This is a genomic window from Micromonospora sp. HM5-17, from assembly GCF_003762835.1.
Lineage (GTDB): Bacteria > Actinomycetota > Actinomycetes > Mycobacteriales > Micromonosporaceae > Plantactinospora.
This window is the reverse complement of the sequence record NZ_RJWA01000001.1, coordinates 23,364-37,434: the sequence shown is the minus strand read 5'-3', so window position 1 is coordinate 37,434 and position 14,071 is coordinate 23,364. Positions and strand designations below refer to the sequence as shown.

The 14,071-nt window shown below is 65.6% G+C and carries 10 protein-coding genes; 7 read left to right on the top strand and 3 right to left on the bottom strand.

What is annotated here, in order from left to right:
• Positions 1-72 precede the first annotated feature (72 nt).
• The 4 genes from EF879_RS00160 (at position 73) to EF879_RS00145 (ending at position 3,734) form a co-directional block, all read left to right on the top strand.
• A complete protein-coding gene (locus EF879_RS00160; protein WP_123553511.1) occupies positions 73-513 on the top strand; it encodes a hypothetical protein in 441 nt (146 codons plus the stop codon).
• Between the two features lie 263 nt (positions 514-776).
• Positions 777-1,751 carry an ABC-three component system protein gene (locus tag EF879_RS00155; RefSeq protein ID WP_233604125.1) on the top strand — a complete coding sequence of 325 codons (975 nt, stop codon included), beginning with the start codon at positions 777-779 and terminating at the stop codon, positions 1,749-1,751.
• A complete protein-coding gene (locus EF879_RS00150) occupies positions 1,748-2,017 on the top strand; it encodes an ABC-three component system middle component 6 (protein ID WP_123553509.1) in 270 nt (89 codons plus the stop codon). Before EF879_RS00155 ends, EF879_RS00150 begins: the two co-directional genes overlap by 4 nt.
• The gene (locus EF879_RS00145) at positions 1,992-3,734 is read left to right on the top strand and encodes an ABC-three component system protein (RefSeq protein ID WP_123553507.1); all 1,743 of its coding nucleotides are present in this window, start codon (positions 1,992-1,994) and stop codon (positions 3,732-3,734) included. The genes EF879_RS00150 and EF879_RS00145 overlap by 26 nt, the downstream gene beginning before the upstream one ends.
• A gap of 90 nt (positions 3,735-3,824) precedes the next feature.
• On the opposite strand, the gene EF879_RS00140 is transcribed toward EF879_RS00145, so the two are convergent.
• Both EF879_RS00140 and EF879_RS00135 read right to left on the bottom strand, forming a co-directional pair.
• Entirely contained in the window at positions 3,825-5,192 is a 1,368-nt protein-coding gene (locus EF879_RS00140) for a hypothetical protein (protein WP_148086320.1), read from the bottom strand.
• A 64-nt stretch (positions 5,193-5,256) separates the two neighbouring features.
• Positions 5,257-7,068, bottom strand: a complete 1,812-nt coding sequence (locus tag EF879_RS00135; protein ID WP_123553503.1) for a hypothetical protein — start codon at positions 7,066-7,068, stop codon at positions 5,257-5,259.
• Between the two features lie 329 nt (positions 7,069-7,397).
• On the opposite strand from EF879_RS00135, the gene EF879_RS00130 reads away from it, so the two are divergent.
• Positions 7,398-9,995, top strand: a complete 2,598-nt coding sequence (locus EF879_RS00130; RefSeq protein WP_148086319.1) for a DEAD/DEAH box helicase — start codon at positions 7,398-7,400, stop codon at positions 9,993-9,995.
• Between the two features lie 76 nt (positions 9,996-10,071).
• Here EF879_RS00130 and EF879_RS00125 read toward each other — a convergent pair whose 3' ends face one another.
• Positions 10,072-10,980, bottom strand: coding sequence for a hypothetical protein (locus EF879_RS00125; protein WP_123553499.1), 909 nt, complete (start codon positions 10,978-10,980; stop codon positions 10,072-10,074).
• 1,001 nt (positions 10,981-11,981) lie between these two features.
• On the opposite strand from EF879_RS00125, the gene EF879_RS27845 reads away from it, so the two are divergent.
• Together EF879_RS27845 and EF879_RS00110 are read left to right on the top strand one after the other, a co-directional pair.
• Complete coding sequence (locus tag EF879_RS27845) at positions 11,982-12,980, top strand: helix-turn-helix transcriptional regulator (RefSeq protein WP_233604124.1); 999 nt, start codon at positions 11,982-11,984, stop codon at positions 12,978-12,980.
• A gap of 178 nt (positions 12,981-13,158) precedes the next feature.
• Positions 13,159-13,893 (top strand): creatininase family protein, encoded by a 735-nt coding sequence (locus EF879_RS00110; protein ID WP_123555113.1) that lies wholly within the window; start codon positions 13,159-13,161, stop codon positions 13,891-13,893.
• Positions 13,894-14,071: the final 178 nt, after the last annotated feature.

The following is a 14,071-nucleotide window of genomic DNA, read 5'->3' as shown; positions in this document are numbered from 1 at the left end:
CGCAGCCCGGCCGAGTTTGTCCAGTCGTGTCATTCGGCGAGGTGAGCCGGATGTACGGGAAGGATTTGACGCATGCTCCGTTCGATGCTCGCCTACGGCCTTGATCTTGGTGGGCCTGGCGACTGGCGCCTCCAGGGCTTCAACCCGGGCGATCAGCTACGTACCGACTGGTACGACGAGCTGGATCCGCTCCACGACTTCCTGACCGCCGCCACCGCGCGGTTCGTCGGTGAGGTCAGGGACCGGCGCGAGCGGGATCTGGCCGAGGAGCGACTGCCGTACATGATTGAGGAGCAGCACCTCACCGTGGACCTGGACAGGTTCACCAGCCCTCGGTACGTGCTCGTGATCAACGACTCCGCCGCAGACCTGACCGACCCCGAGGAACCCGTCCCCGACGCCGCCGTCGACAGCGACTGGGACACCATGCTCCACGCCGCCCTGGCCGAACTCGGCCTCCAAGCACGGGACCGACCCCGCTGGATGGATTACCGAGGCGGAACCATCGAGTAGCACACCCGCCCGCCTGCCGTGGGAGGACGGAGCCGCCATCGTCATTCGGTCCGCCGTGATCCATGAGGTATGCGGTCGACGATGACACCGCGGGGACCAGGATCCGGACGCGAGACGACGACTTCACCGGCCAAGCAGACCACATCGTGCCCGCTGAAGTCGATCATGCTCTCGCCCAACGCAACAGACCGCTTGGAAGCCATGGCCGTTCTGGTCATTTACCCATCCGCACTGACCGGATACGTTCGGTGCTCGCTGTCTGTGTGGAGGTGTTCGTGGAGGTCCTCAGCTTCACGGAACGCATGTTCGTAAAGACCATGTTCCGCGATCGGATGGCGGACCTGACCGGATCAGCGTTCGAGGACTTCTTCATCCGCATCATGACCGCCCGCTACACCGACTTCGTCGAGGTTAGGACCCACGGGAACATCGGCGATCTCTCGTCGGACGGCCTGCGCCTTCACGACGGTAGGTTGTACGCCTGCTACGCACCAGAGACCTTCGACGCGGACAGCGCCCGCGACGTGAAGAAGAAGTTCACCGGTGACCTGACCGGCGCGCTGGCCAAACGAGCGGGCGAGTTCCAGACGTTCGTTTTTGTCTACAACGACCCGCGGCGCGGGCTGCACCCCGAGATCACCCAACTGCTGGCGCAAGCGCGGCGCGGTCATGCCCCGTTGGCGTTCGAGACCCTAGGGCCACGTCAGCTGCTTGGCGAGCTATTTCGGCTGGTGAAGTATCAGATCGAAGAGGTCTTCGGCGCCCCCATCCCGGTAGAGGACGTCGTCTACGGCGTGGGCTTAGAGGACCTCAAGCCCCTTCTGGACCATCTCGTCGAACGCCGGCGACAAACCAGCGGACAGCAGTCGCTGCGGGAAGTATCTGCGCTGAAAATGGACTACAACCAGCTCGACGAGGATGATCGAGAGATGCTCCGCCGCGGGATGCTCCACACCCACCTCGTCGAGGAGTACTACCAGGGCCTCACGGACGTCACCGAGCGAGACGAGGTGGCAGCCGACTTCAACGCCTACTACCGTGAAATCGCGACGGTCTACTCGACAGCCGCCGACGTCATCTACGAGCTTGAAAAGTACGTAGCGGGCAACCGCCACCTCGACCGCGCGAGTGCGAGAGCCCTGTCCGTCGTCTTGGCCTACTTCTTCGAGACCTGCGACATCCTCGCGGAGCCGCCAACGGGTTGGACCCCGCCAGCCCGGGAACCTGCGCTGACATGATCATCCCGACCAAGGGCATCACGCCACAGCGTTCGCTCATCGCCGTGGGCGCTCAGATCCTGGAGATCATGGACGGGCCGCTCACGGTGAGCCAGGCATGGGCGAGACTGCGGCAATGGCGTCGCAAGCATGATCACCACGCCCCGGTACCTTTCTGGTGGTTTGTGCTAGCTCTTGACCTATTGTATGCCCTCGGAGTTGTCGAGCTGGACAACGAACTCCTGGTCAGGAGGAGGGCAGATGCTGCGGCACTTGAGCGCCGATGATCCACGCTTCAAGGCCCTGACATTCCATCCTGGCCTCAACATCCTGGTCGCGGATACCACCGGTGCTTCGGCCGAGACCGACAGCCGGAACAGTGCCGGCAAGTCCAGCATGATCGAACTTCTGCACTTCCTGCTGGGCAGCAGCGCGGACAAGAACTCGTTGCCGGCTCACCCGAAGCTTCGGCAGACAACGTTCGCCTTGAACCTGGACTGGCCCGGCCTGCCCGAAGGGCTCACCGTCGAGCGCACGGGAGCAAGCGCTGGTGCCGTCCGCCTACGGCCTCTGCCTGCAGGAGTTGGCTCAGACCAACTTGACCTCGGCGACGGCCAGGTCACGCTGCCCGAGTGGCAGACACTGATCGAACGGGAGCTTTTCAACCTTCCAGCCGAACACCCGGGCATCACCGGCCGTAGCCTCTTTAGCTTTCTCATGCGAAGAGTCGGTTCGCACGCCTTCAACGAGGCCACCCGCAGCTTCGCCCGCCAGGCGAACGCTGAAGCGGCCACGTCGCTGGCGTACCTACTCGGGCTGGACTGGCGGCTTGCCGATCGCTACCGCGAGCTACAGGCCCGCGAAGCCGTCAGCAAGCAGCTACGTAAAGCCGCCTCCGATCCGGTTCTTGGACGAATCATCGGTCAGACCGCGGAGCTCCGAGGTCAGATCGCCATTGCGGAACACCGTGTCGCGGAGATCCAACGACGGATCGAGAACTTCAGGGTGGTCCCGGAGTACGACAACCTCCGCGCCCAAGCCGACCAGACTGACCAGCGAATCCGCCAGCTCCGTAACGATGACGTCATCGACCGGCGCAACCTCGCCGACCTGGAACGGGCCGTCGACGAAACCGTAGATCCCGACCTCGCCTACCTCGAAAGGGCCTACGCAGAACTCGGCGTGGTGCTCGGCGACCAGGTGCGTCGAAGTTTCGACGATGTACGGGCGTTCCACGGATCCGTTGTCCGCAACCGGCGCCAGTACCTGGACGAAGAGGCTTCGGCGATCAGATCACGTCTCCAGGAACGCGAGGCCGAGCGAGAACAACTCGGTGACCGACTCGCTGCAACCTTGCGCACCCTCAACGAAGGTGGCGCACTCGACGCGCTGACCACCCTTCAACAGATCCTGGCCCAGGAGCAGGCACAACTCGGAGCTCTCCGGCACCGCTTCGACGCCGCACAGGCGCTCGAATCAAACCGTCGTGAGATTAAGCAACAGCGCGTCGGTCTCCAACAGGAGATGGAGACCGACATCGAAGAGCGGCGGCCCATCGTCAACGATGCGGTCGTCCTGTTCGCCCAGTACGCCCAAGCCCTCTATGGCGCCAGCCGCGAGGCATACCTCCGTATCGGTCCAGGTGAGACCAGCCTGAAGATCGAGACGCACATCGCGAGCGACAATAGCGGCGGCATCGGCAACATGGTCATCTTCTGCTTCGACCTGACCGTCGCCGTCCTAGCGCACAGAAGCGGGCGAGCACCGGACTTCTTCGTCCACGACAGTCACCTCTATGACGGCGTCGACGAACGCCAGCTCGCCCGCGCTCTCACTCTCGCAGCCGAGGTGAGTCGTCAGGAGGGGCTCCAGTACATCGTCACGCTGAACTCCGATGAACTTGACAAAGCCGTTCGCCGCGGCTTCGACCCGGCTGGCCATGTCCTCGAACAAAGACTCACCGACAGCTTTGATGAAGGTGGACTTTTCGGCTTCCGGTTCTGAAACAAAATCGTAGCCGCAAGGAGGAGATGGCGGGCGTCGAGCTTGTAGGTGCTATACATGTCATCCCTCCCGGCTGACCGCCCCGCCGGATCAGAAGATCGCCTCCGAAACGCGGTAGGCGCGGTTCGGGCGGTCGAACTCCCGGCGCGGCGTCTTCCTGGCGAAAACGACTTCCCGCGTCTGGGCTCGCTGGGCGGCCACCTCCCGGACAGCTCCGGTTCCCGCCCTGGTGGTGCCCGCGAACCCCCGGCGTACGAGGGCGACGAAGACCTCTCGGGGAAGGTTTCGGGTGTTGCCCCAGGTGACCTCAAATCCGGTGCGGGGGCCGGTGCGCAGGCTTCCGTCGGCGATCGCACGTTGAAGGTAGTCGGCCGGTACGTACATGCCCTTGAGGACGAAGGGGTCGCCGGGGGTGAAGTCCTGGTCACGGACGAACTTGAACCAGAACGGGCTGGGCACCATGCGCCAGTCACGCGAATTGACCGGCTCGTTCAACCCGATGTCCATCCGCTGCAGTTGTTCCTCAAGGTCCGCCTGGCCCGTGTACGCCCACCGCTCCATGTCACTGTTCCGGCCGACAACGCGCTGGGTCATGCGCTTGTATTGCACGAGCGTGAAGATCTGTTCGATTTCGTCGTAGTAAATGAGGTCGACGCCCAGGGCTTTCTCCAGTGGCTTGCGGTTGACGTTGGTGATGGTGAGCGTGAAATTGTCGTCGGTAAAGCGGGCGATGCTAGAGCTTTGCATCTGCAGTTGACCGTGAGGGTCGAAGCGGCGTAGGTCCTCGGCAAGCAGGTCGTCCTCGTTGTCCGCCACGAACAGCGGGTTGTCCATGAGGTACAGCGGATTGACCGTGGCGCCGAACGGCTCCCCGGGGTTGAGCCCGTCGCCCAGGGTGTACAACAGGTCGTCGGGTGCCGACACGCCGGAGATGTCGATCGCCAATGAGACGGCGTCACGCTCCTCACGCAACCGAGCGGCGTGCGGCCCGACCAGCGGCTCGTCGGCCTCACGCAGCGCGGCGATCCACTGCCCGACAGCGGGCGAGAGCCGCTGCAGCGCGGCGACCACCGCGGCACCGCCCTGCGGGGGCAGCCGTGTCGGCGCAAGGGGATATGGCATCCGGCTCATCAGATCGAGGCGTCGCTCCACGTCCTGCGGTAGCGCCGCCTGCAGGCGCTTGACCGGCACCGGCATGGGAAGACGGAACACCGGCGTGACCGAGGTACGGTCCTTACCGGTCGCAACCTGTTGCGAGCGACGGGCAACGCCGACCAACACCACCGCGCCAGGATCACCGGTGTCGTCACCGACGGCGCCGATGCCGAGCATGAGAGAATCGGGCTTTGGCCGGCTGTCCCGGTAGAACACGTCCGTGACCCGGGTCGAGACGCGCCGCTGATCCTCGTCGGTCATGACCTCGTCGAGTGCCCATAAGATCACATCGCGTGCCGGCATGCGGATAGCCTGCCAGCTATCTCTGCCCTACACAGCCTTGCGCGGTCATCAAGGTCTCGGCAGTTCAGGCGTCATCCTCGGGTTCGAGGAAGCCGAAGCCCTCGGCCATGTGCCGCAGCGCGTCGCCGATGAGGTCGTCAAGGGGCCCCGGCGGCTCCGGGGCAGAGGTGACGGCGATCGACATTTGGGGAAGCGAGTCTCGGGTGGGCTCGCCGAGCATGCTCAGGTCGATCAGTTCCTGCAGGTCACGGGCGTGGCCGCCGGCCGGTGTGTTGGCATGCTCGGCATGCAGATGCAGTTCCGTGATGGTCGGTCCGGCGGGAGCCTGGTCCTGCGGGTTCAGGGTCACGGCCAGCGGAAGATCATGGTGTGCCGTGGTCCAAGCCGCCGTGAAGAACTCGCGTAGATCGTCGAGATCCAGGCGGAGGACTGTCTCGCGTGGTGTCCCGCCCGGTCCGGGCAATGCGGTGGCGTCGATCCGCAGGTCAACGAGGGCCACGATGGTCGGCTGCAGACCGTCGGGTAGTTGGAACCGCGCCCACAGCCCCAGGGCAGTGCGTCCGGACTCGCCGCTAATGAGGAGGCGGTAGCTGGCGAAGCGCTGGTCGTTGTAGCCCTCGTCGGCAGGAGTCCGCTCCCAACTCGCAACGTCAACGGCCAGGCCCATGCGCCGGGCCAAAGCCGTCACGAGCTCGGGCAACGGGCCCGCGGCCAACGCCGCACGCAGACGCTTACGGCCTGCCCCGTCGATGGCCCGCTCGCTGTGCTGCCAGAGCAGTCGTGCCGCGCACCGCAGCCGCAGGTCCATGCGGTCGCCAGTAGAGGTCCACTTGTCCCGCTCGCGCGTCTCGAAGCTGAAGCGCAGCCGCGGTTGCCAGTGCCAAGACCTATCAGCCCGGCGCACGAGTTCGCCGGGCTCCCACAGGCCCCCATCCAGCTTGACTACCTCAGAGGTGCTGTCGATGAGCGGGGGCGACGCGGACCGGACCGGGTAGCCAACGTCGGCGAGCTGCCCCGGACTGGTCACCTTCAGCGCGTCCCAGATGACGGCGTGCATGGCAACCGGGTCGTGCCCGTCCCGTGCGCAGATTACGGCCTCAGGCTGGCCGGGCCCGCCGTGGAAGTGCTGCACCCAGCCGGGACCGTGGTCGTAGACCTCGCTGGTGGGTTTCCCGAGAATCTGCTCGCCGCCGGCTGCCCGGTGGGCTGCTTGGAATGCCCGCTCGTTGCTCGGCGATCCTTGACCGACCTGGATGGTGGGTGGTTGAAGGGCGTCGTCGATGCGGCCCAACGTGGTGAAGGTCTTCGCGAGCACGTCTGCCGCCGAGATGAGGTGGGAGAAGCTCTGCCGTACCCCGGGGTGAAGATCTAGGTACGTCGACAGCGTGTTGGCATCCCACAGGGCGAAGTCCTTGAGGCCGAGCCGATCGGCGTAACCGCGCAGCAGCGTGATCACGCGGTCGATGCCACCGGTGGAAGGCACGCCGGACAGCCGTACGTTCGTGGCGAAGATCAGATATTCGGGCCGCCGACCCCCGGTCACCCGTCGGAGGCTGGGGTCGAGCCACGCATCGCACTCACGTGTGACCTGCTGGCAGAGCCAATCGGCGTCCTTGCTGCCGAGCCCGACACGGCGATACTTCGCCTGCAACACTGCGTAGCCGTTCCACGGACCGTCCGCCCCGACGTAGTCGAGTGGTCCCTCGAAGGTTGCCTCCCGCCCTCCATCGGGACCGTCGCCGAACGACTGGATACCGACTCCAAGGACTCGGGCGGCCAGCGCCCGGCACAGGTCCTCGAAGGGACGCTCGCCCAGATGGTTCAACTCGTGCATCCGGACCATCATCGGTCCCAGGCGATCCGTGAGCCGCAGCACCCTGCCGAGTGGATCGGCCTTCTTTGTGGGCGGATCGCTCGCCCGCAACAGGCGGCAGGTGAACCACACCCGCGATGGAGAGCCCGGCGCGGACTCGGGCCTTGGGGGAGTCGCCGTTGAGGTGTCGGCGAGCCGAGTTGGCGCACGAACTCAAGTGGACGGTGGTCGCCCAGCGATCGAGTCAGCGGCGGTGTCACCAGCCTCGGGGTTTGGTCGGCGGGTGGGGGTAACCGGGGTTGCCGGAGGTCGGGGGATGGCTGATACGGTCGGCTCCTCACTTTTCGAGTTCGGGTGAATCCATTTAGTGATCATGTTTGGGGTGGGCCCTCGTGGCGTTCAAGAAGGCACATGACGCCGGCGAGGTACCAGCCTCACCACTGGAGCTGTTCGCGGATCTTCCCCGGATGGGAGATGCGGTCCCGAACCTGTGGGGCCACCAGACTGGCGTGTTGAGCGAGTACGTCGATGCGCACGTGAGCACGCCGGATCTGGCGATTGAGCTGCCCACTGGAACGGGTAAGACCGTGCCCGGTCTACTCCTCGCCGATTGGCGGCGGCGCAAGCTGGTCGAGCAGGTTGTTTACGCGTGCCCAACAGTGCAACTGGCACACCAGGCGGCCCGGGTCGCGCGTCGGGAGGGCATCCCGGCCGTCACGCTCGTCGGCAGCCACGCTTCGTGGCCGCTGGCTGAGGTGACTCGCTACGACGGAGCTGAGGCTATCGCCATCACCAACTACAGCTCCGTGTTCAACGCATCGCCGAAACTCGGACGGCCGGGCAGCTTGTTCTTCGACGATGCGCACGCTGCGGAGCAGTTCGTGGCCGAGGCGTGGAGCGTGGACATCTCCCGGTTCGACGACCCAGAGGTGTATGCCGCCGTGGTCGACGCCATGCGGCCGGCGCTCGACGGCATGTTTTACCAGCGGCTGAACGAAGATAATCCTGACCCGCTTACCCGGCCCGACGTGCGGCTGGTGGTGCCGGTGCGGCGTGGGTTGGTCGCCGAGTTGGACAAGGCGCTGTCTGCGACGAAGGGCAACCTGGGGTGGCGCTTCACCATGGCTCGGGCGGGTCTGGCGTCCTGTCTCGTGTATGTGTCGTGGGGCCGTGTGCTGGTCCGGCCGTTCGTGCCGCCGACGTTCGAGAACGATCCATTCACTGCCGCCCGGCAACGGGTGTACCTGTCGGCCACTCTCGGCCGGGGTGGTGAGTTGGAGCGAGCCTTCGGGCGGGCGTCGATCACTCGACTGGAGTTGCCACCCGAGGCCGGTACCCCTCGTAACGGCCGCCGGTTCTTCATCTTCGCCGGCCTCGCCAGCGACGGCACCGACGACGGCGAAGACCTCACCCGCGCCCTGGTTCAAGAGGCAGGCAAGGCGCTGGTCCTCGCGCCGACCGTGGAGACGGCCGTCGAAACCGCCAACGCACTCAGCCCGGCTGGGTGGCCGGTGATGGACAAGGACGCTGTGGCAACCAGCCTTGAGCCGTTCACCACGGCCAGGCACGCGATGCTCGCCCTAGCCCGCTACGACGGCATGGACCTGCCGGGCGCGACCTGTCGGCTGGTGATCCTCGATGGCAAGCCAGACGCCGCGCACCTTCAGGAGCGGTACCTCGCCGATCAACTCAGGGCACGGATCACCTTGGAGGAGCGGATTCGAACCCGAGTCGTCCAGGGCGCGGGCCGTTGCACCCGGGGGCCGGCCGACCACGCCGTGGTGGTGATCCTCGGCGACACCTTGACCCGATACCTGTCGGAGACCGGTGTACGCAACGCGCTCACTGCCGACCTGCAGGCCGAGGTCGCATTCGGCCGGGACAACTCCCGTGCCCCGGCGGCGGAAGTCGTCGCGAACGTGAAGACCTTCCTCGCGCAGGGCGACGAATGGCGCGACAACGCCGAGCCCGAGATCGCAAAGCTACGGCGAACCGCAAGCACCTCACCGTTGGCCGGTACCGAGTACCTCGGCAAGTCGGTCTCGTACGAAATTGAGGCGTGCCGGCTAGCGTGGCGCGGCTCGTGGTCGGACGCGGCGGGTTACGCCGAGAAGGCCGCCAACGCACTCAGCGGTAGCAATGAAGTGCGGCACTACCGGGCGCTCTGGCTGTATCTCGCGGCCGTGTGGTTCCACGCCGCCGCCGACGAAGGCAACCCGACGGCACGTGCCGCAGCCGAGGCGCTCGTCGTCCGAGCCACCAACGCCTCGCGCGGCACCACGTGGCTGCGTGAAGTCGAGCCGGCGGACAACCAGGTCGTCCAGACCGGCGCCGACGACACACCAGCCGTACAGAAGGTCGCCGACCTGCTGACCAAGGGCGTGAAGCGCGCCAGCCACGAAGCGCTGCTGACCTCGATCAACGACGGTCTGGCCGCGACCGAGGCTGCGAAGTTCGAGCCCGCTCTGTCCAACCTCGGCGTACTGCTCGGCGCAGAAGCCTACAAGCCGCAGGGCAGTGGCCGCTGCGACTCCGCGTGGTGCTGGGGCGAGCGCGTCTGGTTGGCCATCGAGGCCAAGAGCGGCCAGGACCCCACGAAACCCGTCGCGCTCCGCGACGTACGGCAGGCCAACACGCAACTCCGGCAACTCGCTGCGGACCGCGGCGCCGCCGCGCCCCCGGACGGCAGCGCCTCGATCATCGTGTCTCCGCGTGGTGCTGTCGCTCCAGAAGCCGTGGACGGGGCCGAGCACCACGTGCACCTCGCGGAGCCCGCACAGCTACTGGCTATCGCCGCCGATGCCGCCGCTGCCTGGGAGGAGCTGATCAGCCAGGCACCCGGCCAGCGCGCCGATGACCTTCAGCGGCTCATTCGCAACGTACTCGGCAAAAATCGGGTGCTCCCGACCCACGTCGTGTCGCGCCTCACCGCCACCCCACTCAATGGGGCGGTAGTCGCCACTGGATCGAAAGACGACGATCTGGCGTAGTCGTGGTCAGGGCGCTGCATGGACGGAGCGGCAGCGCTGGCGAGGCGCCGCTCCGTCCGTGACCGCTGTACTGCCGTCAGGCGGTTGTCGCGTACGGACGCGCGGGCATGTTGTCGAACCGTTCGAACAGGCTGACAACCTCCTTGGCGGGCAACTTGCCCCGGTAGGCCAACAGCCCGGCGTAGTCGTTGTCCTGGAAGAGGGACTCCAGGATGCCCTCCCAGTCGTAGTCGGCCGCCGACTCGGGCAGCCGCTCCAGTTCGTCGTCGAAGACACCGGTCTCGAGTTCGACGTTGGCGCGGTCGGTCATCAGGTGTAGGGCGATCTCCTCGGCGTTCGTCCGTGGGTGGGGTTCGACTCCGTGGGCGAGGTCGGTGGCCAGTGCGAGGAACGCGGTGCGGAATTGGGCGAGCGTAACCGGGGATAGCTGCTTGACGAACGGCGGAAAGCCCCACATGTCGAGGTCTCCCATAATGCCGCTGAGCTGGTCGCTGAGGAGTTCCGCTGCGACGTACAACAGCCGCGCAGTTCGGGGCGTGATCACTGGTGCGATACAGGTTTCACACTCGCCGCTGTCGCAGGCCGGGCAGTCGAGGCAACCGCCGCCGCAGGTCGTGCAGGTACCACATCCTCCCGCTGGGCAGCCGTTGACGGGGAAGCTAGCGATCCCGGCTGTAGCCCGGCGTTGCAGTTGGACGGCTAGGAGGTACCGACTGGGGCGGATGGCATCCAGCATCGAGGTGACCGACGCGCGGACCGGGCCCGGCTCGGCCTCCAGCGCGGCCAGCAACCGGTCGCGCGTCAGTTCCGGCGGGTGCCCTGCGGTAAGCAGGTTCAGCAGGTCCGCGATGGTATCGGCCCGCTCTGCGGTGGGAAAGGTGGCGAGGGCCTCCACCGTCTCGCCGGCACCGTGGTCGACGACGGCGAACACGCGGTGGGTGCCGGCCGTGTGCTGGGGCAAGAAGGCGTGGTAGGTCATCTTCATATGGAAGTCCTTGGTGACGAGCGGGCACCCGACTGGCGTGTGCCCGGCGACCGGGAGGGAGCAGGTCGGGCTGCACGCCGCGGTGCATCCACGTCGCCGTTGCCCAAAGATTCGAGGCTGCCTGCCAGGGTTCGACCCCAGCCGCGTAGCTGGCTCCTAAATATCAGAGTTGTTTCCCTCAAGGCAAGTCCATGCTCGTTTTGACCACGATGGCACCCACCACGGTCGTCGAAGTGGGTGCCGCTGGAGGAAAGGTGAGGGACGCGGTGCCGGCCGTGTGCATACTCGGCGTCCCAGTAACTGGGACCAACAGAAGGTCGAGGTCCCCGCCACCAGCGCGAGGTCAAGGTCTCCTGTCCCAGGTCAGCCTCGCGATTGGGCGGTAAGGAAGGGGGCCGATGGGCGCTCGTGGGGTGCTCCGGGGGTGCTCGGACGTCGGGGAACTGATTAATACACACCGGGACGCAGCCGGATTGCCGGCCTCATATGACGTGGTACGGCCTATCTATTGCCTTGGATGTCTCGGGATGCAGGCCCCGGACCTGCGCGGACGGGGCGGGACTCGTCGGGACTGAAGGGGTTGCGGTCGGACGGATTTTCTGTAGAGTGCATAGTGGAGGGGACTGGCAATCCACTTCGGACTACGGATCAGAAGGTTAGGGGTTCGAATCCCTTCGGGCGCGCAAGATCGCTAGGCGCCTGACCTGCGGAAACGCGGGTCAGGCGCCTTCGTGTTTCATCCCATGTGGATGGTAGGGTGCTCGGTGGGTGCTCGTGCGACGGACATCCCTCACGTCCTGACTGGTCCGGCGGCGTTTGGTCGGATCCGAAGACGTTTCGCCGTTGCTGCGCGACGCGAGCAGAGATGCCCGAATGTTGGGACTGCGGTCGCTTGCGGTGTGGTAGGTCTCGCGCGGTTGCGCTGGAGTCGTTTACGGTGGCTTCGCTCTGCGTCGATTGGCTATCGGCCCGTTGGTGGGGTTGTGGAAGGTCGGGGCTTCGTGATCGATCCGCAGCAAGTTCAAGTTGTCAAGAGGGCACTTGGTGCGAAGCTCGCGCACTGGCGGAAAATTCGTGACTTGACGCAGGCCGATGTAGCCGAGCGGGTGTATAGCACTCGGAGCACCATCGCGGGAGTTGAGCGGGGCCAGCAGGTTGCTGATCGGATCTTCTGGCAGCGCTGCGAGACGCTTCTGAGCGCAGGTGGGGAGCTGCTTGCCGCGTACGACGACTACCGGAGCCTCAAGCAGCGTCATGATCAAGAGAAAATCGAGGCTAGGCAACGTGCGCGGTGGGGTGAGGCCGAAGGCGATTCGGAGCCCGCCGTGCATGGCGTCCTGGCTGTGGCGGGTCGGGTTCCGCTCCCTGGTGTTCAGATTGGAGGGGCGCCGACAACGTTGGGCGGCGCGGTGGAGACAGCCGAAGTGACCGACGAATCAACGCGCTGCAGTTGGCCAGGGCTGGGGCAGGCTTCGGTAGGTGTTGATCCCGCGTTGGCCTTGCATTGGAGTGAGATGCTGCGGCTTCTTGCCGCCTCCCACAACATTTTCGGTTCCCGGCAAGTCTACGATGCGGTTTGCCGTGAGCTGGCCGTTATCCGCCGCTATCGGCATGAGGCCATGGACGACCTGAAGCCGCGGTTGCTGGCGGTGGAGGCGCGATGGGCGGAATTCGCGTCCTGGGCAGCTGACAATCTGGGGGATGCCACCGCCGCGGCGCACTGGCTTGACCAGGCACTCGGGCTGGCACACAGTGCGGGTGACAAAAGGATGACCGCCTACGTGTTTATGCGCCAAGCGCAGCAGGCCGCTGACCGCCTCGACGGCACCAAGGCTGCGGCACTCGCCAGGACCGCCGAGACCATCGTGGCACTCGCAGACCGTGACCGTGCCTTGTGTCTGATTCGCCAGGCTTGGACGGCTGGCCCGTCGACTACCGACAGGACGAGGCGCTGGCACGAGCCTGGCTTGCCCTGTCCTACGCTGATGCCGGCCAACTGACCGAGGCGGGCGCTGAAGGTAGCCGGGCTTTGTCTTTGGCCGCCGCAACCTCCTCCGCACGCGCGATGCGTACTCTGGGCCAGTTGAAAGCCCGCATCTCGGACAAGACGGCATCTACCGAGGTGGTCGGATTCAGGAATGCCTTTTCCCTCGTTGCGTCGGCGGCCAGACTATGATCATGGATTTGGTCACTACCGCTACGACGACGGAGGAGGCCAGTCGCGCTGCGGACGTCGCGGTGTTGCCGGTGGGTAGTTTCGAGCAACATGGCGATCATCTGCCCCTGCTGACGGACACGATCGTCGCCTGCGCGATCGCGAAGGCCGTTGCCACCACCTACGACTTGATGCTCCTGCCTCCCGTGACGATCAGCTGCTCGCAGGAACATGCTGGCTGGCCGGGGTCCGTGAGTATCCGCTCGTCCACCCTGATCAGCATCATCAGCGACGTGGCGGAGTCGCTGCGCCGGTCTGGTGTCGACCGCCTGGTTGTAGTCAATGGTCACGGCGGGAACTACGTGTTGTCCAACATCGTGCAGGAAGCCAACGTCGACGGGCGGCGGATGGCCCTGTATCCGCGTCGGCAGGACTGGGAGACTGCCCGTCAGCAGGCCGGGCTGGCCAGCAGCAGCCACGACGACATGCACGCCGGGGAGATTGAAACCTCCCTGCTGCTGCACCTGTGTCCCGAACTCGTCCGAAACGGCTATCGGCGTGCTGACCACATCACGGAACGCCCGGACTTGTTGGTCCTGGGTATGCGTGGCTACACCGACAGCGGCGTCATCGGCCAGCCGTCTTTGGCCACCGCCGGCAAAGGGAAAGCCGTGTTGGACAGCCTGACCACCTCGTTCGCGGCCATTCTTGCCGTGCTGCGCGGCGAAGTTGAGCCGCCTACACGGCGAGACGCCTAAGGAGTCCGGCAACTTCTTCGACCGACTGGTCACAGCCGGATGAGCATCATCACTTGTCGGATCAGGCTGTTAGCCGGTGGCCGGCCGTGCTGAGGCCAGCGATGAGGACGGGGAAGTGATCCTGCTTGATGGTGTGGGTGTGGCAGGCGTCGGTGAGGGCGGTGTAGAAGTCGTCGCC